This window comes from Streptomyces sp. NPDC012474 (genome assembly GCF_042955185.1).
Classification (GTDB): Bacteria; Actinomycetota; Actinomycetes; order Streptomycetales; family Streptomycetaceae; genus Streptomyces; species Streptomyces cahuitamycinicus.
The window spans coordinates 413,195-435,403 of the sequence record NZ_JBIBEP010000006.1 but is presented as its reverse complement, the minus strand read 5'-3'; the positions used below and the strand labels follow the sequence as shown (position 1 = coordinate 435,403).

General features: G+C 68.1%; 26 protein-coding genes, 1 tRNA gene and 1 pseudogene. 11 read left to right on the top strand and 17 right to left on the bottom strand.

All coding sequences use genetic code 11. The features are described 5' to 3' along the window. The first annotated feature begins 184 nt into the window (after window positions 1-184). Complete coding sequence (locus tag ACFY9S_RS17240; RefSeq protein WP_391128731.1) at window positions 185-2,002, top strand: IclR family transcriptional regulator C-terminal domain-containing protein; 1,818 nt, start codon at window positions 185-187, stop codon at window positions 2,000-2,002. Between the two features lie 219 nt (window positions 2,003-2,221). Next, a tRNA-Arg gene (locus ACFY9S_RS17235) sits at window positions 2,222-2,297 on the top strand. A 68-nt stretch (window positions 2,298-2,365) separates the two neighbouring features. On the opposite strand, the gene ACFY9S_RS17230 is transcribed toward ACFY9S_RS17235, so the two are convergent. From ACFY9S_RS17230 to ACFY9S_RS17180, 11 genes are all read right to left on the bottom strand, one after another. Continuing rightward, window positions 2,366-3,517 (bottom strand): tyrosine-type recombinase/integrase, encoded by a 1,152-nt coding sequence (locus ACFY9S_RS17230; protein WP_391128728.1) that lies wholly within the window; start codon window positions 3,515-3,517, stop codon window positions 2,366-2,368. Then, a complete protein-coding gene (locus ACFY9S_RS17225) occupies window positions 3,517-3,699 on the bottom strand; it encodes a helix-turn-helix domain-containing protein (protein WP_391128725.1) in 183 nt (60 codons plus the stop codon). The genes ACFY9S_RS17230 and ACFY9S_RS17225 overlap by 1 nt, the downstream gene beginning before the upstream one ends. Further along, window positions 3,692-4,993, bottom strand: coding sequence for a replication initiator (locus ACFY9S_RS17220; RefSeq protein WP_391128834.1), 1,302 nt, complete (start codon window positions 4,991-4,993; stop codon window positions 3,692-3,694). Before ACFY9S_RS17220 ends, ACFY9S_RS17225 begins: the two co-directional genes overlap by 8 nt. Before the next feature lie 144 nt (window positions 4,994-5,137). Further along, entirely contained in the window at window positions 5,138-5,383 is a 246-nt protein-coding gene (locus tag ACFY9S_RS17215; RefSeq protein ID WP_062927390.1) for a hypothetical protein, read from the bottom strand. Between the two features lie 25 nt (window positions 5,384-5,408). Further along, window positions 5,409-5,603 carry a hypothetical protein gene (locus ACFY9S_RS17210; RefSeq protein ID WP_053670608.1) on the bottom strand — a complete coding sequence of 65 codons (195 nt, stop codon included), beginning with the start codon at window positions 5,601-5,603 and terminating at the stop codon, window positions 5,409-5,411. Window positions 5,604-5,619: 16 nt separating this feature from the next. After that, window positions 5,620-5,811, bottom strand: coding sequence for a mobile element transfer protein (locus ACFY9S_RS17205; protein ID WP_102910782.1), 192 nt, complete (start codon window positions 5,809-5,811; stop codon window positions 5,620-5,622). A gap of 2 nt (window positions 5,812-5,813) precedes the next feature. Further along, entirely contained in the window at window positions 5,814-5,999 is a 186-nt protein-coding gene (locus tag ACFY9S_RS17200; RefSeq protein WP_391128720.1) for a hypothetical protein, read from the bottom strand. Between the two features lie 16 nt (window positions 6,000-6,015). Further along, entirely contained in the window at window positions 6,016-6,678 is a 663-nt protein-coding gene (locus tag ACFY9S_RS17195) for a DUF2637 domain-containing protein (protein ID WP_391128717.1), read from the bottom strand. An 88-nt stretch (window positions 6,679-6,766) separates the two neighbouring features. After that, window positions 6,767-8,143, bottom strand: a complete 1,377-nt coding sequence (locus tag ACFY9S_RS17190) for an FtsK/SpoIIIE domain-containing protein (protein WP_391128714.1) — start codon at window positions 8,141-8,143, stop codon at window positions 6,767-6,769. Further along, entirely contained in the window at window positions 8,143-8,499 is a 357-nt protein-coding gene (locus ACFY9S_RS17185; protein WP_391128711.1) for a hypothetical protein, read from the bottom strand. Before ACFY9S_RS17185 ends, ACFY9S_RS17190 begins: the two co-directional genes overlap by 1 nt. A 165-nt stretch (window positions 8,500-8,664) precedes the next feature. Next, window positions 8,665-9,453 (bottom strand): GntR family transcriptional regulator, encoded by a 789-nt coding sequence (locus ACFY9S_RS17180; protein ID WP_020274970.1) that lies wholly within the window; start codon window positions 9,451-9,453, stop codon window positions 8,665-8,667. 107 nt (window positions 9,454-9,560) lie between these two features. Here ACFY9S_RS17180 and ACFY9S_RS17175 point away from each other — a divergent pair, with 107 nt between their 5' ends. From ACFY9S_RS17175 to ACFY9S_RS17160, 4 genes are all read left to right on the top strand, one after another. Continuing rightward, complete coding sequence (locus tag ACFY9S_RS17175) at window positions 9,561-9,968, top strand: NUDIX hydrolase (protein ID WP_062931480.1); 408 nt, start codon at window positions 9,561-9,563, stop codon at window positions 9,966-9,968. A gap of 46 nt (window positions 9,969-10,014) precedes the next feature. Further along, complete coding sequence (locus ACFY9S_RS17170; RefSeq protein ID WP_391128708.1) at window positions 10,015-10,440, top strand: ATP-binding protein; 426 nt, start codon at window positions 10,015-10,017, stop codon at window positions 10,438-10,440. Beyond that, window positions 10,440-10,820: a hypothetical protein gene (locus ACFY9S_RS17165; RefSeq protein ID WP_391128830.1), complete on the top strand. Its 381-nt coding sequence runs from the start codon at window positions 10,440-10,442 to the stop codon at window positions 10,818-10,820. Before ACFY9S_RS17170 ends, ACFY9S_RS17165 begins: the two co-directional genes overlap by 1 nt. A gap of 92 nt (window positions 10,821-10,912) precedes the next feature. Continuing rightward, a complete protein-coding gene (locus ACFY9S_RS17160; RefSeq protein ID WP_391128705.1) occupies window positions 10,913-11,530 on the top strand; it encodes a hypothetical protein in 618 nt (205 codons plus the stop codon). 1,889 nt (window positions 11,531-13,419) lie between these two features. Here the strand turns inward: ACFY9S_RS17160 and ACFY9S_RS17155 are convergent. Further along, window positions 13,420-13,914 (bottom strand): lactococcin 972 family bacteriocin, encoded by a 495-nt coding sequence (locus ACFY9S_RS17155; protein ID WP_358286646.1) that lies wholly within the window; start codon window positions 13,912-13,914, stop codon window positions 13,420-13,422. A gap of 594 nt (window positions 13,915-14,508) precedes the next feature. Between ACFY9S_RS17155 and ACFY9S_RS17150 the strand changes: the two are divergent. After that, window positions 14,509-14,679: pseudogene (locus tag ACFY9S_RS17150) on the top strand (IS5/IS1182 family transposase); the annotation flags it as partial. A gap of 417 nt (window positions 14,680-15,096) precedes the next feature. Here ACFY9S_RS17150 and ACFY9S_RS17145 read toward each other — a convergent pair. After that, window positions 15,097-15,576, bottom strand: coding sequence for a tyrosine-type recombinase/integrase (locus tag ACFY9S_RS17145; RefSeq protein WP_391128701.1), 480 nt, complete (start codon window positions 15,574-15,576; stop codon window positions 15,097-15,099). A gap of 534 nt (window positions 15,577-16,110) precedes the next feature. Between ACFY9S_RS17145 and ACFY9S_RS17140 the strand changes: the two genes are divergently transcribed. From ACFY9S_RS17140 to ACFY9S_RS17125, 4 genes are all read left to right on the top strand, one after another. Beyond that, a complete protein-coding gene (locus ACFY9S_RS17140) occupies window positions 16,111-16,389 on the top strand; it encodes a hypothetical protein (RefSeq protein WP_391128698.1) in 279 nt (92 codons plus the stop codon). A gap of 314 nt (window positions 16,390-16,703) precedes the next feature. After that, the gene (locus tag ACFY9S_RS17135; RefSeq protein ID WP_391128696.1) at window positions 16,704-17,060 is read left to right on the top strand and encodes a PRC-barrel domain-containing protein; all 357 of its coding nucleotides are present in this window, start codon (window positions 16,704-16,706) and stop codon (window positions 17,058-17,060) included. Between the two features lie 40 nt (window positions 17,061-17,100). Continuing rightward, entirely contained in the window at window positions 17,101-17,460 is a 360-nt protein-coding gene (locus tag ACFY9S_RS17130; protein WP_391128693.1) for an ANTAR domain-containing protein, read from the top strand. A 202-nt stretch (window positions 17,461-17,662) separates the two neighbouring features. Further along, entirely contained in the window at window positions 17,663-17,893 is a 231-nt protein-coding gene (locus ACFY9S_RS17125; protein ID WP_391128827.1) for a sigma-70 domain-containing protein, read from the top strand. A gap of 248 nt (window positions 17,894-18,141) precedes the next feature. Here the strand turns inward: ACFY9S_RS17125 and ACFY9S_RS17120 are convergent, their stop codons facing one another. The 4 genes from ACFY9S_RS17120 to ACFY9S_RS17105 form a co-directional block, all read right to left on the bottom strand. Then, window positions 18,142-18,858 carry an ANTAR domain-containing protein gene (locus ACFY9S_RS17120; protein ID WP_391128690.1) on the bottom strand — a complete coding sequence of 239 codons (717 nt, stop codon included), beginning with the start codon at window positions 18,856-18,858 and terminating at the stop codon, window positions 18,142-18,144. Between the two features lie 79 nt (window positions 18,859-18,937). Next, window positions 18,938-19,582, bottom strand: coding sequence for an ANTAR domain-containing protein (locus ACFY9S_RS17115; protein WP_391128687.1), 645 nt, complete (start codon window positions 19,580-19,582; stop codon window positions 18,938-18,940). A 91-nt stretch (window positions 19,583-19,673) separates the two neighbouring features. Beyond that, window positions 19,674-20,246, bottom strand: a complete 573-nt coding sequence (locus ACFY9S_RS17110; RefSeq protein WP_391128684.1) for a hypothetical protein — start codon at window positions 20,244-20,246, stop codon at window positions 19,674-19,676. A 95-nt stretch (window positions 20,247-20,341) separates the two neighbouring features. Further along, a complete protein-coding gene (locus ACFY9S_RS17105) occupies window positions 20,342-20,695 on the bottom strand; it encodes an STAS domain-containing protein (protein ID WP_391128682.1) in 354 nt (117 codons plus the stop codon). Window positions 20,696-22,209: the final 1,514 nt, after the last annotated feature.

Below are 22,209 nucleotides of genomic sequence, written 5' to 3'. Positions count from 1 at the left end.
AAGCGTGGCCGACGTACAGGGGCGGGCGCCAGGTTCACGCCCAGCTCCCGGCCCTCGGACCCCGGCCTCAGGCCCGGCTACGGATCCGGACCGCGGACCCCGGACCACCGTCTCCGCATTACGGTGGGCCTGCCGCGACCGTCGCGGTCGTCGCGGCCGTAGCGACCGCCGTACCGGAGAACCGATGCCAGCGAAGCCCATGCCCGAGACGACTCCGGAGGGGTCCGCCCCGACGGCCGACGAGAAGGGGCCGCCGGCGGAGGGGACCACTACCGCCACCACCGCCACCACCGCCACCACCGCCACCACCGCCAGGACTGCTGCCCTCACCGGTGGGAGCGTCCCCGCCGAGGCGGTCGCTCCCCTCATCCGCGGCATCGCGGTGCTGCGGGAACTGACGGAGGCGAACGGCACGCTGAGCCTGAGCGGTCTGGAACGCGCAACCGGCCTCGCCCGCTCCACGGTCGACCGCATCACGGCCACCCTCGCCCGCATGGGCTACGTCCGCTTCGACGGCCGGGACGTCCACCTGTCCCCCCGCCTGATGGAACTGGGCAACGCCTACCTGTCGGCCCTGCGCCTCCCCGCTCTGCTCTCCCCGCACGCGGACGCCCTGGCAGACGAACTGGACGAGTCGGTCTCCCTCGCGGTCGCCGACCAGGACGGCATCCGCTTCATCCACCAGGCGACCCGCCGTCGCGCGATGTCCCTCAGCTTCCGCATCGGCGACCTGCTCCCGGCCGAACGCACCGCTCCGGGCCCGCTGTTCGCGGCGGAGTGGACGGCCGCGGACTGGCAGCGCTGGCGGGACCGCAGGGTGGCGGACCCGAGGGACCTGTCGTTCACGGCCGTACCACCACGGACGCAGGAACCGGGCGCGCGGGACGACGACACCTTCGCCCGCCGCACGGAAGAGGCGTCCGCCAACGGCTGGTCCCTGGACGACCAGTTGATCGAGCCGGGACTGGTGGCGATCTCGGTGCCGGTCCGCGCCCCGAGAGCGGACGGCCGGATCACGAGTGCGGACGGCCGCATCCCGGGAGCGGACGGCCGGATCGCGAATGTGGACGGCCGGATCGCGAGTGTGGCGAGCGTGGTCAGCCACACGAGCCGCCACACCGCGCACCACCTGCGGACGACCCTCCTCCCGAGGCTGCGCTCCACGGTCGAGGCGATGGAACGCGAACTCCGCCACACCCCGCCCCCCGAGCCCGGCCCGCCCCCCTCGGACCTGGCGCTCTGGACGGGCGCGTCCAAGCAGCAGCTGGGGCGCGGGTTCATCGAATCCCTGGCCCGGGGACTGACCGTCCTCACGGCCTTCGGCGAGGGCAGGCAGGAGCTGACCCTGACGGAGGTGGCCCGGGCGACGGGCCTGGCCCGGGCGACGGCCCGCCGGGCCCTGATCACCTACGAACACCTGGGCCTGGTGGCTCCGGCCGGCCGCACCTTCACACTGACCCCCCGGGTCCTCTCCCTCGGCTTCCCGCCCCTGTCCCGCACTTCTCTCCCCGAGATCGCCCAGCCCCACCTGGCGGACCTGACGTCCCGCATCCACGAGTCGACGTCGCTGGCGGTGCTGTCGGACTCCGGTGAGGAGATCCAGTACACGGCCCGGGTGACCACGGCCCGGGTGATGAGCGTGAACATCACGGTGGGCACGCGCCTGCCGGCGTACCCGACGGCACTGGGCCGGGTCCTGCTGGCGGACGCGGCCGCCGGCACGAACCCGAACCCTGGTGATGAAGGGGTCCTGGCCTCGGTCCGCTCGCAGGGCTACGCCCTGGTGGACGAGGAGCTGGAAGAGGGCCTCCGCTCGATCGCGGTCCCGATCCGCGACCGGTCGGGCCGGGTGGTGGCGGCCCTGAACACAGCGCTGCACGCCAGCCGCCGCACCCCCAGGGAGTGCGTGACGGACCTCCTCCCGGAACTGACAGCGACGGCGACGCGCATCCAGACGGACTTCCATACGGCAGCGCGCTTCACACGCGTTCCGACGTCGTGAATGCCCCACCGGCCCGACTCACGGCTCTGACGGGCCCGGCAGCGGAGGCCTGACGTTCCTCCATACCACCTGCCCGCCTGGTCCCTGACGTGCCCCCATGCCACCTACCGGCCCCGGATCCCGACATGACCCCCACACCCGCCCGACCCGCATCCGGTACGCTGACGCCTGTGGTCCTCCCAGACCACAGGCATGTCGCTGCTTGCGTCCGCTGCCACTGCCTTCGTAGCTCAGGGGATAGAGCACCGCTCTCCTAAAGCGGGTGTCGCAGGTTCGAATCCTGCCGGGGGCACCAGCCAAAAGGCCCCGGACCGATCATGGTCCGGGGCCTTTGACATCTACTTCTGACATCAACGCGGGCGGTCACTCGCGGATGGGGCGTCTCCTGAGCAGCCGGTCCATGTGGCTCATGGCTTCGCGCTGCGTGTCCTGGACGACGTGTGTATAGACGTCCATGGTGATGCTGATCTGGGAGTGACCGAGGATCTCCATCACGACGCGGGGCGCGACTCCGGCCGCCGTGAGCAGGGTGGCCGTCCCGTGGCGAGCGTCGTGCAGCCGGATCACGCGGAGGTCGGCGGACTCGGCGACGCGGGTGAAGGAGCGGTACAGGTTGCGCGGCTCCACGGGGCGGCCGGTTCGGGTGGCGAAGACGTAGTCCGACTCCGGCCACTTCTCCCCCGCCTTGGCGCGAGCGTCCGCCTGCCGTAGGCGGTGCCAGCGCAGGGGCGCGATGCAGAGGGCGGGCAGAGGGACTGCGCGGCGACGACGGCTCTTGGGGTCGTCGTCGTACAGAACGCCACGGCGGCGCTGGACCTGGTGGCGGACGTAGAGGACGCGGTTGTCGAGGTCGAGGTCCGACCAGCGCAGGCCCACGATCTCTCCCCGGCGGAGCCCCATGGCGATGGCGAGCACGAAGGCCGCGTAGAGCGGGTCCTTGCGGGAGGCAGCGAGGAAGTCGAGCGTCTCGTCGAGGGTCCAGGGGTGCAGCTCGGGCTTGTCCGTGCGGGGCGGCTCGACGAGCTTGGCGACGTTGCGCGTGATGAGTTCCTCGCGACAGGCGGAAGACAGAGCCGAGCGCAGAACTCGGTGCGACTCCTTGGCCGTTGCGGCGGTCGTCTCCTTCTCCAGGCGGACGAGGAACCGGCGGACGTCGGCGACGCCGAGGGATTCCAGCCGCTTGGCACCGAGCAGGGGCACCAGGTAGAGCCGGACGTGTGCCTCGTACTTGTCGAACGTGCTGAGTTTCCGCCGGGGCTTGATGACGTTGTCCAGCCAGTACGGGAGCCAGTCCGAGAGCTTGGCCGACTTGGTGGGCACGGGCACGCCCTGGTCGACCTTGTCGAGCAGCTCACGACGCTTGGCGTCGCACTCGGCCCAGGTCTGGCCGTAGGCGAACTTACGGGCGCGGGTGCCGTCCGGCTGGAGGACGTAGACCGCGCACTGGAAGCGGCCGTCCTTGCGCTTGGTGATGGTGCCGGCGCCGTTGGGGTTCCGCTTGCGTTGCTGGGCCATCAGGCGGCCGCCTCCAGTTCGTGGGTGATGTACGCGCGGACAGCCCGCGCGGGGATCCGACGGCACCGGCCGATGGTGATCGAGGGCAGACGACGGGAGCGGATGAGGTCGTAGACGGTGGAGCGGCCGAGCTTCAGCCGCTCCATCACGTCAGGCACCGTCAGCAGTTCGTCGTCATGCATGGGTGGGCTCTCCTTCCGTTCCGGGGGCGGGTTCGAGGGATGCGGCAAGCCAGGCTTCGGCGTCCGAGAGGCCGGTTCCGGCGAAGACCCAGTGCGAGAGCACGTAGGTCGTGTCGGGCTCGGGGCCGTTGGCAGGTGTGGCTTGCGCACGGCGCCATTCGGCGCGGGCGTCGCGGAGGGCGCCGAGGGTGGTGGAGTAGCGGCGGGATTTGGTGGAGAAGTGGCCGCGGAAGCCGAGCATGTGGGCCCAGGCGCGCAGGCGGAGGTGTTCGAGGTCCTTGCGGGCGCCGAGGAACCATGCGGTGCGGATCAGGCGGCGGGCGTGGTCGCTGATGTCGAGCTGGGCGAGTTCGGCGGCGAACTTGAGTGGCCGGTCGAGAGCTCCTGTCGCGGTTTTGGCGCCCTTGGTGGCGTACTTGGCGATGTAGGCGGCGACGGCTCGTTCGGTGAGCTCCTGGCCGTTGTTGAAGTCGGCCGAGCGGATGGTGCGGACGTCGAGTTGGCGGCCGAAGGTGAAGGTGTGAGGGCGGCCGTCAATGGTCGGGCCGTCCACGCGGACCTTGGCGGCGGCAGTGCGGATGGCGTCCGTGAGTAGTTCGGCGGTTGCCCAGGTAGGGGGTGGGGTGTCGCCACCTCCTGGGCCGTCGATGCGGATGACGGCGTGGAAGTGGACTGCGCCGCGCTTCTGGTATTCGGCGACCTTGGCGAAGCTCACGCGGGCGTGCTCGCGGAAGCGCCGCTGGGACAGGCCGGCGCGCTTGGCGACCTCTCGGCGCAGGTAGGTGGAGAAGCGCCGCCAGAGCGGACCGGCGTGGGCGTTCCAGAGGATGGCGGCTTCGTAGTCGTAGGTGTCCGGGGCGAGCGGGGAGCCGAGTTCGTCGTCGTCCTGGTCGTGGTGGGTGCCGCAGCGGCAGGGGCGACCGCTGGAGGGGCGGTTGTGGACCGGGCCGAAGCTCGGCGCGGTGAAGGTGGCGAACACACGAGGGTGCGTGGCGACGTGTTCGGGGGTGCCCTTGCCGCCCCGCAGGCCGGAGGTGATCAGGTGGAAGGTGTCGCGGCGGTAGACCTCGGCGCACGCGGCGCAACGGGTCGTGCGGCGGTTGTTGCAGCGGACGAGGAGCTGTCCGGCCGGGAGGCTGGTCGAGTCGAGGCGGTGGAGGACGTCGCCGATCTCACCGGTGCGGGTGTCGACGTCGTACTCGGTGCGGTGGCCGTCGAGGCGGATCGGGTGGGTGCAGCCGCCGAGTCCGGAGAGTTGGCGGAGGATACCCGGCAGCGTGCCCTGCGCGGCCAGGTTCGCGAGTTCCGGAAGTGGGGCCGGAGTGGTGCGGGTGAAGATGGCGATTCCCCTTTTGACTGGCTCGGTCGGTCGGGAGGAGCAGGCGCCGGGGCGGCGAGATGCTTGGTCGTGTGCCGCCGCCCCGGAGGCCAGCTCGGTTCAGCGGCGGTGGTGATCGCGGAGCATGGAGCGCAGGACGACGGCGGCCACGGCTACGGAAATGGCCGTGACGGCGACGGCCGCCAAGAGCGCGGTGAGGACGACCCCGCCGACGACCAGGGCCACGACGGTCTTCTGATCGATGGAGACCGACGGGAGCGAACGCCGTACGGGCGGCGGCTCGGTCGGGGTGTGGGTGTGCGCGGGCGGCGGGGTCGGGCTGTCGGGGTACTTCGGGAGGAACACGGGCCAGGTCTCCTTATCTACTCGTCTAGGTGTGTGAGCCGTTTATGACGGTCACGCCGGAGCGCGTGCCGGACTCGATGGCGGGGGCGAGGAAGGTGCGGGAGAGCCAGAAGCCGAAGAGGGCGATCAGGACGACGATCCAGACGCGGACGCCGAGGAACCTGACTGCTCCCCAGGCGAAGAAGCCGAGGACGACGACAAGCGGCAGGCTGACGGTCACGGGGGCGGGAATCCTTTCAGCGCACGGGGCAGCGGTGGGTGCGGGCGGCCAGCTCGGCGGCGGCGCGGCTGTCGTAGTCGGCGGAGAAGCCGCAGCGCGGGGCGGTGCAGGCGGCGGTGTGCTTCTCCCGGCCGCGACCGTCGTAGGACGTGCCGACCTGGACGGGGCCGATGCGGCTGACGTGGCGGAAGCGCTTCGGTGCGGGCATGGTCAGTCCTCCTGTCGCGGGCTGGGGTGGGGGAAGTCGCGCAGGATCCGGGCGGCTTCCTCCGGATCCGGCGTGCGGTCGGCGGCTTCCTCGGCGAGGAGCCGGGCGAGCGCCGATCGGCCGCTGACGGCCATCTCGCGGGCCGCTGAGAGGTAGTCGGCGGCCGTGTTGAAGCAGAAGAGCGGCATGGTCTCCCTTTGCTGGTCAGGTGAGTTGGGCGGCGATGGCTTCGGCCATGGGCGGCGGGACACCGAGGCGGGCGCGCAGGGTCGGGGTGTCGATGGCTGTTCCGGTGCGGGTGTGGTGGTCGGCGGCGACTTTGCGGGCGTGCTCGACCAGGGCGGCCGGGACAGCGACCGGCGGAGGGGCCAACGGTGGGGCCGGTGCCGGGTCGGCCGCCGGTGGCGTCGGGGGGTCTGGCGTGGGATCGGGCACGTTCTCCTGGTCCTCGCTGTCGTCGGGTTCCAGTTGGTCTACGGCGTCAGTGGTCTCGTCGTGTGCTGTCGGCGGCGAGTGGACCAGGAGGGTTCCGCCGAGGAAGGCGACCGCGGGCCAGCCCGCCACGAGGATGCGCAGCCAGGCCGGTACGTGATCCAGGTCGAGTAGGCCGGCGGTGGCGATGTTCGCGCCCAGGGACGCGGCGAGTGCGATCAGGAACCAGCACCACCCGGCCGCTTTCGCTTCTCCGGAGCGCAGTCGGCGCCAGGCGGCGACGAGCAGCAGGTCAACGCTGATCGGGTAGGCCCACGCTTTCCACCCGTCTTGTCCGGCCGCCGAGGCGACATCGTGCAGGTGGGCGAAGGACAGCGCGGCGGCGATGACCGCCTGAACGAGCACCGCATCGACGCGGGCCAGGTGGGCGCGCATGCTGCGGCTCCTTCCGGGTTCGGGCATGGGAGGGGTAGGGACGTGGCATGAGGCGGTCACGCCGACCGGGGTTGAGTGGGGACGCGGGTCAGTCGGTCACGGGCCGGGGCCGCACAGCCGGTCCCGGTGCCTCGACGGGCCGTACGGGCACGTCGGGCCGGAAGGGCTTGAGCGCGGGCAGGTCGGGGACCAGGTGGGCCGACTCGCGGCAGGTCTCGGCAGCGTCGCCGAGGGACAGGTACGGCGTGCGGATGCGCGACCAGCCACCGGAGGTGTCACCGGCCACGGCGAGGCCGGGCCGTTCGGGGGCAATGGCGCAGGCGGCCGTGACCGCTTCGGGGGCGATGTCGCCGAGCGCCATCTTCGCGGAGGCTTCGTCGTTCACCCGGTGGCAGACGCGACCGGTCAACTGGGCCCGCAGCATGGTCGCGCCCTTGCCCAACTCGGCACCGAAACGCTGGCCGCATACCTCCAAGTAGATGCCGGCCGCGCGGCCGAGCTGTGCGAGGCGAATGAGCTGAGTGACCATCTCGTCCCGGCGTTCCTCGTCCTTCCTCGTGGCGACGAGGAAGAGTTCAGCCACCTCGTCCACGAACAGCACGATCGGGACCGGGCGTTCGGACTCGGGCAGTCCCCAGACGTCCGAGGTGATTTCCTCGGCCGGAGTGTTCGGGGCGATGCCTTGCCGGGCCTTGATCAGGTCGTAGCGGTCCTCCATTTCCTTCACGAGTACGGGCAGCAGCTCGGCGGCCTGCTCCGGATCGGTCGCCAGCGCGGAGAGCCGGGAGACGAACGGTGCCAGCTCCACACCGCGCTTGCAGTCGATCCCGACCAGGGCGACCGGCTGAGGGGCGAGCCCGGCGATCAGGTGCCGCAGGTACATGGACTTGCCCGACAGCGTGGCGCCGAGGGTGAGTTGGTGGGGCACGGCCCGGTAGTCGCGTATGAACGGCATGGCGTCCTCTCGCAGGGCCACCGGCACCTGAAGGAACCCGGCGTCCACCTTGCGCGGCATCCGCACCCGCCGCAGCACATCGAAGCCGACCAACCGCAGCTCAACCACACCGGGCTTGACCGTGGTCACGTACACCGCATGAACGCCCCAGGCGTGCCGCAGCCGTTCGGCCGAGGCGGCGACGTCGGCTGGTTCCTGCCCCGGAGCGAGCCGCAGACGGAGCCGCAACCCGGTCGAGGTAGGCCGGATGATGCCCCGACGCGGCGGCACGGGCCGGACCTCACGGCGGGTGGTGGCCTTGACCGCCAGCATCCGCAGCCGGGACGGAGCTACGGTCAGGCCGCAGGCTTCCATGACCGAGCCGTAGGAGCTGAGGAGCCGGGCGGTGGATATCGGCAGGCCGACCGTGGACCAGTACACCCCGGGATGCTTGGCCCGGGCGTAGGCGGCCCCGCCGCCGAGTGCGGCAGCAGGACCACCCACCTCCAGGAGTGTCGTCAGGTCGGTCATCAGGCAGCGGCCCCGGTGGCGGCCGAGAACGCGGCCGGTGTCACGGCGGCAGCGCGGTAGGCGATGCCGTGGCGCTGCTGGCCGTTGAAGACGCTCTCCCACGGCCGGGCCACCAGCCCCGGCAGCGAGACCGGAGCCCCGAGGTTCAGCCCCTCGGACACTCCGCTCTCCGGAACGGTGACCTTGATCAGCGACGACTCGCCGTCCTCCAGGTAGACGACGCCGAGCGTCATCAGGGCCTCGCCGCTGGTGGCGTCCTTGGCGATCTCGCCCGTCTGCCGGTCGCGGACCTTGGGCTCGGGCGCCTCGGTCAGCAGGATCGTCGCGGCCGAGGTCTCTACACGGATGGTGCGCAAGACTTCTTCCCATCTACTCGTCTATACAAGATGCGGCGTTCGAGCCCGATCTCCGGGAACGACAACCACCTTGCCACACAACTTGCCCACTCGTCTATACGAGTAAGCCTGTTGGGGTGTACGAGTTCGGAGAAGCGCCCCCGCGCACCACCGCCGATTAGGCGCTCACGTCGCCGGGAGCTGGTACGACAGGACGTATGCGTCGGCCGCCATGACCGTGTCGCAGACCTCCACGGCCCGCCCTTCCTGGTCGAACGCTGTGCGGATCAGGTGAATGACCGGCACGCCGGAGGCCAGCCGCAGCGTGCGCACCTCATCCGGTGAGGGCATCCGGGCACGGATCTCTTCCTCGAAGTGGTCGAGGCGGTGGCCCAGCTCCTCAAGCCGGGCGTAGATGCCGCCGGGCCCGGGGTTCGGCTCGGCGATCGGTGTACCACGCGCGATGTCGAGCGGCAGATACGAGGTGGCGAACTCCACCGGCCGCCCGTCCAGCAGATACCGGCGACGCCGGGCCAGCACCCGCCGCACGGACCCAAGCCGGGTGGAGACGTCCTGGCTGGCCTTCTCTTCCTTGACCTCCAGGCTGTCCACCTGCGGGTGACTGCCGGCGGCGTCGGCCTCCACGATGAACGCGGACTTCCCCTGCTCGCGGTGGCGTCGGGCGAAGCGGTCGGAGGCGAGCCGTCGCACGGGCGGTCGTGGTCGCACGAAGACGCCCTTGCCGTGCTCGGCGTGCACCAGGCCCTCGCCCTGGAGGACGGAGAAGGAGTTTCGAACCGTCATACGGGAAACCCCGTAATGCTCGACTAGTTCGGCCTCGGAGGGCAGCTTTTCGCCCTCCTTGAATCGCCCACGGTCGATGGCCTCGCGCAGCTGGTCGGCGATCTGCCGGAAGACCGCACGATCGCTCGTGGGGTCGAGATCGCCGAGGAGGCCGGAGGAAAGAGAGGGCACGTGTACTCCTTTAGGTATCTAGACGAGTGGGCGAGCTTTGTTGCTACGGTGGAGAGCCTAGCCATCCGAGAGGGCAGAGGAACGTGAGCACCGACCGTCCGCACTCCGTGAGCGTCGCCGGAGTCATCGTCGACGACCAGGACCGCGCCCTCTTGATCAAGCGCCGCGACAACGGCCACTGGGAACCCCCGGGCGGAATCCTCGAACGCGAGGAAACCATCCCCGAGGCCCTCCAGCGCGAAGTTCTCGAAGAGACCGGCATCAAGATCGCGCTTCCCGCGACCCTGACCGGCATCTACAAGAACATGAAGGGCTTGATCGTCTCCATGGTCTTCCGCTGTGAGGCCGCCGACGGCACGCCCACCACCGGGGACGAGACCCGCGCACTGCGCTGGGCCACCCGCGAAGAAGTCATCGAACTCGCCGACGAGGCATACGCGATCCGCGTCCTGGACGCACTCGACGCGGTATCCCCGCCGGCCATCCGCGCCCACGACGGCGTGAAACTCGTCTAGCCCGAACCCGCTGCACATGGCGGCCTACCAGCACGAAGGAACTTGTATGCACGAGTATACGAGCACCGCCCGGGTCTGGGGACTCACTTGCCCAGGTTTTCCGGAAGAGGTGAGCCGGGCCCGCCGCTGGACACGGGACATCCTGCGCGGATCTCCCCTGGCCGACGACGCCGAACTGATCGTGAGCGAGCTGAGCGCGAACGCGATCCTCCACACCGCGAGCGGCGGACTCGGCAGCTTTCACCTGGCCCTCGCGGTCTCCCCCAAGGTGGTCGCCCTGTCGGTCACCGACCAGGGAGGGACAGGCACGGCCCCGAAGGTCGAGCAGCCGAGCCAGGACGCGGTACACGGCCGCGGCCTGGGCATGGTCAGAGTCATCGCACACCGGGTCGTCGTCCACGGCAGCCACAGCGGCTACACCGTCACCGCGGAACTCTTCACGGACACCCAGCCGGGAGGACACCCGTGCTGATGGACAAGCCTCAGCGGGGCTTCTGGTGCGAGTGCTGGACGCAGGACGTCAACGACGAGACAGGGTGGCCGGCACTTCGGGCATCCTTCGACGCCTACTCAGCACCGCAGGCTGACAGATGGGTAGCGGTCGCCCTGCGCACCATCTCACCGGCGCTGGACCCGGACGCCTCCGACGAGGCCTGGGAATGGCTCTACGACGGTCGCATCGACACGCGACGAGCCCTCTTACGCATGGAACCCTGCACGGTCTCTCTGACCCACGCCAGCACCCGCATCACATGGACGATCCGGCCAGTGGTCTTCGTGCCGATGGCCCATCGCCAAGTGATCGAACTCCCAGCGTGCGCCTACGACTTCAAGCCCGGCACCTCTCTGTAGCCGCCAGCCTGCCACCTCTTCGGCTGAGATGCGTTCGGCCACGCAGTAGCGGGTATGGAGGATCCGCGCTTGTCGCGCGCACAGGAGGGGCGATGCTGACCATCCTTATCTCAGTTCTTGCAATCCTCGTCTCAGTGGGCTCCTTGGCTGTCGCCTATACGTCCAGTCGGCGCTCCCACATGCCCGTCTTGCAGTTCATGTGGGACAGCGGGCAGGGCGGCACCGGCGAACCGAAGTGGTGGCTCGTCAACGTAGGAACGGGCCCAGCAACCAACATCGTCGTTGCTCAGGCCGAAAAGACCGCTCTCAAACGGGGTCTCAATGGCGAGGTTTGGTTCAATCCGGTACTGGTCCCGTCAATCCCCGTCGGCGGCAAGCTGGCCCTGACGTGGCTCGGCGGAACCATGGGGTTGGACCGTGGCTTAGGAACCAGCTACACAGACGTTGAGCGCTACTTCTACACCACCAAGTGCGGCGATGACGTCTCAATGTTCTTCGTCGGCTTGCACCTTCCGCGTTGGCCGCTCCTGAAGCTGCACGGGAACAAGGCCGTCAAGACGTGGTGGGGTGTAGAAGACCTCTCCGGTCCTCAGTGGTCTGCGGTCAGGCCTGACCACGTCAAGCGACGCTGGTGGCTAGCTCGACGCTTCGGGCTATCCCGCCGTCTCGGCGGATGGGCTGACCCAGTGCTCTTGTACCGACCGCAGTGAGTGATCACCTCGACCTCACTGCCAGCACTGCCAGCACTGCCAGCACTGCCAGCCAGAATCGCGGCCTCCCCACACGCACCGCAACGACGCGCACAGAAAAGCCGAACACGGCCACTGTCAACCATCAGCTGGGACCGAAGTGTCAAGCATCTACCGGGACCGGACACCCCCGCGCCACAGACTGAGTTACAACTTTCTCTACTGGTTCAAGGCGGCTCGCTCCGCTCCCAGCGCGCGGCCCGGCCCCCGGCCGGGCCTGCGCTCCAGTCTCCGCCCCGCTCCAGCCCGGCCGGCGCCCGTGCCGCGCGCACAGCAATCAGCGGCCTGACGTGAGAGAAGGGGTACATCGTGGCTGGGGCGGTCGGCTCCGCGACTTTAGCCAGCCACTTTGGCGCGAGCCTCGAAGATCATGGCCCCAACGTCGTGCTTTAGCGGGCAGGTCCACAGACTGCCCGACGCGCCGGAAGCTTACGGGGCCATGATCACTCGCGCCAAAGCAGCTCCCGGCCAAAGTCGCTACGCCGACCTACGTCTGATCCTTCACTTGAGCGCGAGAGGCCTGGTAACCAAGCCAAGCGGAACCCACTGTTCCGGAAACCCCGACAAGCGCTCCAAGTACCGCTGCAATACCGCCATCCATACCGCCATACTGTCACGTTCTTAGCGGTCCGGTGGCACGCTCGTGTCGCGGAAAATTCCATGACGTATTCATGGCGCACCCGCCACAAGGACTGTCGTCAGCTGAAATTCATGCCACAACCGTGCATGCTGTGAGGACGACGGGACGCGTCTGTTGGTTCCCGCTCGGCAGACGTTGCCGAGCGAGTGACTCTCCACAGAAAACCCTTCTCAGCCTGCGCCCCATTCAGGTACTCGGATGCGACTGGTCGGTGGTGACCGCGAGCGTCACGCCCGGGGGACCGCATACTCGGCTACAAAGGTGCACGGCGACCAGCCCCTGGACGTACGTAGGCCTGCCCCGCAGCCGCCACCGGTAGGCCGTGCCGTCGATAACGATCCGTCGCGATCCCTTGCGGACCAGTGCCATCAAATGACCGACGGTCCCAGCTGACGAATGGAGGCTGGACTTCAGAAGGTCACAAGGGCGAAATGTCCCTTCTGGCGCGGTGCTCATCCGACTCCACGGAACGAGTACGCCGAGAGTGCCACCGACTCCGGATGGTGTGAATTACTAGAGCCAAAGCAACAGCGCCCGCGATAAACCGAATCACATTCCAAGTAATTCCTAGGACCGCACGTTGCCCATCCGCCTCTGCAGCCAGCTGCATGGAGGTCTCGACAAGTGCTACGAGCGGAACAATCAGTCGGAATGGGAGACCGCCAACACTTGGAATTCGCGCCAGGTTGCCCAAGAGCCCGACGGGTGCTCCAAGGACGAAAGCTGCTATTCCCCATACAAGTATACTGGAGTAATTTACCTCGCCGGTGGCGCCAGATTGCAGTCCGGCCGGGATGGTGGGGCTCAGGTCCTTGAATACATAGTATGTGACCACGCCGATAGCCAGCCCGAAAGAGGACAGCAACGCTGACTCGATTTTGGATCGGCTGAAATAGCCTACCAAGAATGCATAACAGACCCAGGACCATCCATCGGAAAAAACAACGTTTAGAGAGGCGCAAACGGGATTGCCCCATTTTTCGGTAAGGGGACCCGCTAGTCCAAGTAGAAAACCGACCCCGAGGGGCACTGTGAGCGGCGCAACACGAGTGCGCGGAAAGTGTGCGATTTCTTCTTCCTTGTTCCGTGAGTAACTCAAAGTAGGAGGTGGCGTCACTCGGATACTGCGCAGGCGAAGGAACAGACCCGAGTGGCGCACCGACTTACCTCACTTACCGAAAGGGTCACCGCGTCATGCGGGGATCAGAATCTACTCATCAATACTGTAGAAGCTTTGGCAGGTGTAGGCACCGCCCCCTGTCCGGTTGGCATAGGAGGTTTTGCCAGGGGCCGCGTAACCGCTCCCCTCCTGTGAGCCAATCTTGACCGTGGAATGGTGAAATTTAGTGCCGTGGTAGTAGTTCGAGTAGCAGTATTTACCGTCGGTGGTCAGGTTGTAGCCGTAGCACCAATTTCCGCCACTGGCACCGATGCAGCCCTGCGCCGCAGCAGGAGAATTGCCTGTGTTGATCACCATCGCACCCCATTTTGAGGGGTTACCCAGTTCTGCGGGCGGCTTTGTCCCGTCACCACGCTTATGGAAGGTGACCTGGCCGATCTTGGAACCATCCGCGGCGACGACAGTGCCGTTCGCCGTAACGGTGGCGGCCTGAGAGGCGTCTGCGGCCGCCGGCGTAGCGAAGCTAAATGCTGCGAGTGCCACGCTCGCAAAGCCAAGAACGATCGATCTGCCGGATATCCTCACGGTATTCCTCCCCTAACTCCCCCAGTGGGAGTTTCAGTAATGATCTTGGGTCAGGGGGTGGGTGGCAGTCAATAGCCTCGATAAGGACTGTCCGAAAATGGGCTGTCCGTTAAAGGGCTGCAGTACAGCATTCGGCAGGGTGTGGCCAGTTCGCCGTCCTTGAACTGGACTTTTGTGGGCCTACGGTACGGGTCCGAGCCTCGCGACCCGTACCGGATTTTCCCGACGTAGTGCTCCTCGTGAGATGGGGTCACGGGAGTCGATGTCGATGCAGTAGGCGTCGACATCGTCTCCGGCCGTGACGGGGTTGAGGTCTCCCGCTCGCAGCCGACAGCCGTTGACGGAGTCCGGGGCTCCTGAGCTGCGCTCCTCATGACGAGTGAGCCGGGCAGAGCCGCGAGACGGATGGCGAGGACCGTGGCGAGTTCGAGGGCCTCGGTGTCGTCGAGGTGGGTAGCACCGTGGGGGTCCGTGTCTGCGTGCAGGACGGAGACCAGCGTCTCCAGCGTGGCCGAGACGCCGTACACCAGGTGGCGGTGGCCAGGGTCGGCCGTGTCGAGGATGCGGACGAGGAAGTCTGGGGCGCTGGCAAAGGGACCTTGGCTGACGTTCTTTCCGCAGGCGATGAGGCGGGCCAGGAGTGTGGAAATGGAGCGCGGCGTGGCCTGCCTGAAGTCCTGGCGGATCTTCCGCAGGTCCCGCTGCAGCCCCTACCGCATGACGTCAATCGCCAAAGCCATTCTCACCCTGGAGCGGCAACGCTGAAGAGGCTCATTGATGCCGGATCCGTTGGGGCCACTTGGGACCACACGCTATGCGCACCAACACAACGGCAGCTCACAGAAACGGTGGCTCGTGCGCCGTGTGTCCTCCGACCGGCGGAAACATCTACCGCCATGCACAGGGGGGTCAAGTGCGCTGGAGCGGACGCCGACACGCCCTGACATCACCAGCTGACATCAACGTCGTCGGACGCTGGCGAACTAGGCCGATCCCAGGAGAACCGAGCGCTCAGCACGCGTACAGGTTTCCGCCAGGTCGCCCGGAGCCGAGCTCGAACTCCTAAAGCGGGTGTCGCAGGTTCGAATCCTGCCGGGGGCACAGCGAGAAGGGCCAGCTCAGGAGGGGTTTCCTCCCAGGCTGGCCCTTAGCCGTTTCAGGCGCCGTGCCACACGCGTGCCACTACGTCCGCTCGGGGTCCTCTCCAGGGGAACCTGAAGCCACTCCCCCGCCGCCCCGGATCATGGCCCCAAGGCGGTCCGCGATGGCCCTGTCCCGGTCACTGGTCATGTGCTGATAGATCAGCGCGGCTCGGGAGCTACTGTGCCCCATCCCCGTCATCAGCTCCCGGGTGCTGGCTCCGGCCGTGGAGGCGAGCGTGTTGCCCGTGTGCCGTAGGTCGTGAAAGTGCAGTTCGGCCGTGACGCCAGCTGCCTTCCGGGCCTTGACCCAGTCGTCGCGGAAGTTGCTGCGACGCAACTGCCCACCCTGCGGCCCGACGAAGACGTGACCCTCACGACCAGGAGCGGCGAAGTGCTCCAGGTGGTGCGTGACCGCATCGAGCAGTTCGGCCGGGAAGGAGACGGAGCGCACCCCTGCGGCGGACTTCGGTGCCTTGTCGAAGAGTCGGCCGTCCTGTAGCTCGGCCTGAGCACGGCGCACGGTGGCAGGGGCCGCTGAGGTGAACGGAGCCTCGACGAGGGCTTCAACCGGCCTGGCCGGCGGCGTCGGCAGATGCGGTCCTCCCACCAGGACAGGCCCAGCACGGTGGCGAGCAGGACGAAGGAGGGCTGAAGCGGGAACGATCAGCGCGTACATGTGCACCGCCTGTTGTGGGCTGCGTGCGCGGCGGGCAGCAGATCGGTGCCCGCTCGGGGCGCATCGGGCGCGCCGGTATCGCGTGCCGATGGGCGCGTGCGGGCACGGCCTCGCTCGTGACGCGGCAGGTACCAACACTGATGCGCAGGGTGCGCTCGCTGGGGAGCGCGTTGGCGGTGCGACGCTGCCGGGGGCAGGGGCGGCATGTCGCACGCTAGCGCTTGCAGCAGTTCCCGAACAGGCGTCAAGTAGCCATCCATGCCGGGCAGGGCGCGCTGACGTCGCACGGTATCCGCACCCCTTGGGTAGGACTACGCTGTGGGGTGAGGCCCCAGTCCCCGGTTTCGATGCTGTGTTCCGCTCCCGGGGAGGCCCGCCGTGTTCGTCCTGCTCCTCATCCTCATCGTGGCCCTGTTCGGCTTCGGCTTCCTCAATCCCATCTGGTGGGTGGTCGGAGCGGTGCTCGTCTACGGCGTCACCCGCCACGGCCGCGATCGCGGAGGAGGCCGGAGCCGTAACGAGGGTTCCGATCTCGGGGACTACCGGGACTACCAGGAGCTCCGGGACCGTCGGGAACGCTGGGACCGCCGCTACAGCCGTCAGAACCGGGCACGCTGGCGGCGCGAGGACCGTCGGGACCACGAACACCGCAGGTGACCCGGGAAGTGGACCGACAGCCACGGGTTCCGGGACGGCTCCAGCCAGGCAGGACGTCATCGACCAGGCCCGCGGCATGGTGATGGTGCTGACCCCCGCAGCCGTGGGGCGGCCAGGAAGCTGCTGGTGGATGTCTCACGGCAGTGCGACGCCAGACCTCCAGAGGTGGCCGCGGCCCTGGTCACCGTCTGGGAGGGCGAGCCGCTCCGGGAGCGGATGGAGCGGCGCTGCGTCGTACGCTGCGGCGGTTTCACGGTGAAAACCAGGAGTGCGACTCACGGCAACCGGGCGGATCGTCCAGGTAGGGAGAGGTCATGATTCACGCAGCCGACGTCCGGGAATGGCGCAACCGCGATGTCGTCGACACCGAGTCGCACAAGATCGGTGTCCTGGAGGCGGTCTATGTGGACACCACCACCGACGAGCCGACCATGGCCACGGTACGGACCGGACTGCCAACCCGGCACCGTCTGGTCTTCGTCCCACTTGAGGACGCGATCGCCGGGCCGGACTACCTCAAGGTCGGCTACGTCAGAGCGCTGGTGAAGCAGGCTCCTTCGATCGGCACCGACGACGTCCTGCCCGCCGAGCAGGAGGAAGCGATCTTCAAGCACTACGGACTGGCCTACAAGCCCGGTGCAGCCGGAGAACGGCAACTGGCGCGTCGCTGATCACCTATGGACGGGATGACTGCCCTGTGAGGTACGGACCATGCACCAGGTGACCCCGCCCCGTGAAGAACAGCGGTTATTGAGAACTGTGCCTTCGGAGGAGGACGCGGTTCTGCTCGCCGAAGTCGTCGAACTACGCGCCGAGAACGAGCAGTTGGCGCGAGCGTTGGCGAGCCGTGCGGTGATCGACCAGGCGCGCGGCATGGTGATGGCCCTGGCGCCGTGTGCCAGCGACCGGGCCTGGGACCTCCTGGTGGACGTGTCGCAGCACTGCAACGTCAAGCTCCGCGACGTGGCTGAGGCTCTGGTTGCCACGACGAAGGACCGGACGCTCCCGGAACCGATACAACGGGAACTGCGCCGAGCACTGAGTCGCCTCCATGCGGAGGACCGGAGATGACGGCGCACGCGTCCAGCGGACGGCACCGGAAGCTGCGAGTTCAACTCTCCGGTGTCTTCGTCCAGGACGGCCGTCGAACGCCTCTGCCGTGCAGCCCGCCTCGTGGACCTCCAACCTCGCGGCCCTGTTGAAGGCGGACAGCCCGGGAACCCGCCGGGTGTGCTTCAGATGGGGCGTGCATGTGCCTTGACGCGTACAGAAGCTGTGCGGCCGGGCCCGCTCCGCCGGGAACGAGTGCGCTTCGCTCTGCGGTCGCGAACCCTCCGTCCACGAGATCGCCGCGCACGCCGGTCTCACCGAGTCGGAGGTACGGCTGGGCGAGGGGGCGCGGGAGAGTTTCACCGCAGTGTCCCTGGACGCCGGTACGCGGCCGCTCCGAGCACAGCCATCCACTGGCCGATGCTCGGTGGCCTGGAGCCCGGGTGCGACCTGATCGTCAACCGTGAGGCGCTTCGCCCGCCGCTGGCGCTGCCCGCACGCGAACGGTGAATCCTCTCCGAGGCGGACACTGTGACGACATCCCGGGTGCACGGGCGGCACCGGACTGCCGGGGACCGGGGTCGGCGCTCAGCGGAAAAGCCGGCAGTGCCCAGCGGTTGCCAGAACCGGCAGGCGGCCTTCCAACCCACCGTCTGATCGAGGACGGCGCAGAGCAGTAGCGGGCCTCCGCCAGGGCGTGGCTCAGGACCCCAGGTCGGCAAGGGGTTCGGAGTCGTCGATGAGGGCTCGGGCCACATCGGCCAGGCGCCGGTTGTGGGCGCGGGCGTAGCCGCGCAGTGCGGTGAACGCCTGCTCCATGTCGATGCCCTGGCGTTCGGCGAGTTTCCCCTTGGCCTGTTCGATCAGCACCCGGCTGTTCAGCGCCGTCTGCAGTTGTTCGTTGAGCACTGTGCTGCGCTGAGTGGTGCGTTGTTGCAGCAGGCTGATGGTGGCGACGTCGGCCAGGGCCTGGGCGACGAGTGTGGCGGCCGGATCGAAGGGGCCAGGCGCGGCGCGGAAAAGGTTCAGGGCGCCCACGGTCTCGTCCCGCAGGCGCATGGGCAGGGCTTGGACGGCCCCGAATCCGCTGCGGTGGGCCATCGTGACGAAGCGCGGCCAGCGATCGACCTCCCGGGTCAGGTCGTGGATGATCACCGGTGCGCCGGTGCGGAAGCAATCGAGGCATGGGCCTTGGTCGCTCTGGAGCTGGAAGAGCTCCAGCAGGCGCACCTGTTCGTCGGATGCGGCCATGACGCGGAGTTTGCCGTCCCGGTCGGCGAGCAGTACCCCGGCGGCGCTCGCGTCGAGCATGCCGACGCAGCGGTCGGTCAGCAGGCGCAGGAAGTCGATGAGGTCGAAGTCGGCGACCAGGTTGTCGGCCAGCTCGACGAAGGTCTTGGCCAGAAGCTGTTGATCCATCGTGGGCACCCTCGATTGAGACTAGTCCCTGCCTGAAGCGGCGGGAAGTACGGCACGTTTCTCGGTCGGCACCAACGCGTCAGGTTTCGTCACCTGCCTGGTCCGGTTCCGTGTCAGGGGAGAAGCGGAGCCGACGGGCCACCACGTCCGCGGCCACGTCGGCGAGTCGGCGCCCCTGCGCGAAGGCGTGGGCACGAAGCCGGACGAAGGCTTCTTCGATGCCGACGCCAAGCTGGACGGTCAGGATGCCGCTGGCTTGGTCGATCTCCGCCCGGTACGCGCCCAGGTCCTCGGCGGGGGTGCTGCGCGACCCGCCCGTCTCGTCGATTCGCGCGTCGAGCAGCACCAGAGTCGCGAGATCCGCGAACGCCAACGCGTCTGCCAGTTCCTCTGCGTTCAACCGGACCGGAACGCGGGCGTACAGGTCCAGAACTCCCGGGCTGATCGCCCCCATCTGCAGAGGGAGCGCGAACACCGCGCGCGCCCCGGCTTCCAGGGCCGCCTCGGCGAACACCATCCAACGGTCCTGCAGGTCACGGGTGAGCAGATCGGGTGTCAGGACGGCCGAGCCGTGCAGGAAGGCATCCACACAGGGCCCCTCGCTCAGCGTGAGCTGGAGCTCTTCCAGTTGCTCGCTGATGTCGTCGGTGCTGCACAGCGGGTGGCTCGGCCCGGCCCGGGACATCGCCGACAGCCCGGCCCCGCTGACCGGCAGCTCGGCCACGGCAGCGGTGCACACGTCCACCACCCCGACCCGGGCACCTCGTCGGGCCGCCTGCTCCGCCACCAACATCTGTATGCGGGCCGACCGGCTGTCAGGGCCCACCCGGGCCACCGCCTCCGGGCATTGTGACAAGGTCCTCCAACCTCGCCGCGGTGCGTTCCCCAACGGGAAGCACCAGCACGCGGAACGTGGTGGGACCGGCCGGTCTGCGGAACACTCCGATGTCCGGCCATCCCCGGGAGCGGAGCGCAGCGAGGGTTACCCGATCGGCCTGGTCCACCAAGGTGGCGCCGAGTGACGCCTGGTGTTCGGTCAGCAGCCGTTCCTGCGAACGAAGGGCGAGGTCCCGGTCCTGGGGGTGCGACCGAACAAAGATGTTACCGAACGCGAAGGCCCTGCCGGATAGCGTGAGTTGATCGATGCTGCGTGGCAATGTTCCGTCGAAGCCGACCCACCAGGAGCCGTCGCCGGGTACCGGGAATCCGAAAGCGCGTCCCATCACTCTGTCCATCTCGGCGATCACCATGGCGAATCCCGGCCGGCGCATGTCCGTGGTGAGACGGTCCATGAAGTTCTGGCGGCTGGGACGGCGGTACGCATCACCCGGCGCCGTTACGCGGGATTCCACATACAGATCCGCCAGATCCTCACACAGGTCCTCCACCAGCCAATGGTTCAGCCGACGTAACCGCACCGGAGCCATGGCTGAGGGCTCGCCGTCCCCCGGCTTCCGTGGCTGTCCCCGCCCGGGTTCGGCCGTCATCGCACATCGCCCGGGAGAACAGGCGCAGGCGGGGCAGACGGGTGCGGCGGGGCCGGAAGGGGCGGGGCCGGGGTGTCGCCGAGAGGAGGTGGCAGGTGGTCGAGCGGAAGGCCGACGAGCAGGAACCCGCAGTCGGTGAGGTCGAGAATCCGAACCAGCGTCGTCGGCGGATGGTGCAGTCGCAGGGTCCCGCCGACCACGGTGGTCTCTTGCGCAGCGCGGAGGAATGCGTTGAGTCCGCTGCAGTCGCAGAAGGTGACGGGGGTGAGGTCGACGTCGATGGCGCGGATACCGTCCCGCAGGCACCGCTCCAGGGACACGCGCACCAACGGCGCGGAGGTCGATCTCACCGGACAGGGTGATCAGGGCCCGTGTACTTCGGTCATGGCGGTTGACGGTGAGTTGTGGCAGCGGCATGACGCCTCGGTTCGGAAGACCATCCGGCAGCGGGCGCGGAGGTGCCGGAGTTCCGGTCCCTGAGCGCGCTCCCGGCAGGGGCGTACTTTCGGCGGAGGCAGACCAACGGCCGGTTCGACAGCCTGTGCAGCAGGACAGTGGACCCACCCGGTTCCCTCCAGGGATGCGCCGGGTGACAGACGAAGAGTCCGCACCCTGCAGCGATCTGCGTTCAGCAACAGCATGCCGCCGGGGTCTGGGACGTCTACGCAGCAGCCTAGTCCTCGCGTCGTTTGGTGGACGGTTCGAAGCCGCCCGATCCCAGGGTGTAGACGGTGCAAGAGCATGGTGCGCGCATATCCGAGGCACTGGGCGGTACTCGGACGTGAATCACGGCGGCCGACAGCCGTCCGAGCTCGGCACTCCTCACACCGCCTGAGGAGGGGGCTCGCATGACGGAGCCGAACAGTTCAACTCTGCAGGAGCACGGTCCGGATGAGCCCCGCGCTCGCCTGGGCACGGTGCTGTCGGCTGCGTCGGAACCCCGCGGCAAAGCGACGATGGCGGACGGGGTGGTGGAGAAAATGGCCGGGATCGCCGCGCGGGAAGTCCCCGGTATCAACGCACTGGGCGGCGGATTCACCCGCTCCATGGGAGCCATGCCCGACCGGGTAACAGCGGACGCCCGAGCGCCGGGCGCGGCGTCAAGGCCGAGGGACATGTTCACGGGCCAGTGGCACAGGTGGTCGCGACGCTCAGCCACTCGGGGCTGAAGCTCACGACTGCGCAGCAGGCGCGCACCACAAGCGCACCAGATGAGGCGGGGAACAGCGGGGATCCACGGGAAAAGATCCCGAGCTCGAGAGGGCTCAACCATCACTGTTTCCCCAGGTCAGGGCAGGAATCAGCCCTCACGGATCGCAGCTTCCCAAGCTGAGAGTCCGGCACGTACCCTTCGCGCATGGTCGACATCGAGCTTCCCCGGGGCTTGGTCGCATTGCAGCTCAGCGTGTACGCAGCTCGGCTGAGGCTCGTTGAGCACGTTCGTGAGAACGGGCCGGTACGTGACTGGAGCCCTGATACCAAGGCTCAAGGAGCGAGTGTGCAGCGTGCCTGCAAAGTGAGTGAGGCCGTTCTTCAGAAGGCCATCGATGAAAGCGGCCTGGAACGGACACACGGTCGGCGCGCTCTTCGTCGGGCACTCATGGCGGCAGCCGCACCCCTGATGCCAAGCCGGCCCGGAACTACGCCGGACCGCCCGTGAGTGTCTGACTGCGTGACTACGCTGACGAACAGCGGCGGACGCGCGCGGACGCCTACGGACCATCAGCACAGGGCGAAGGGTGGAGCCGCCCAAGGATCAGCCCCCACCCAAGTTGCTTCGGGACGAAGAGTTCGCGTGCCACAGTCGTGCCGGATGTAGGGGTCAGCCACGGTCAACAGTGGTGACGAGCGGGGGGCATCCGTG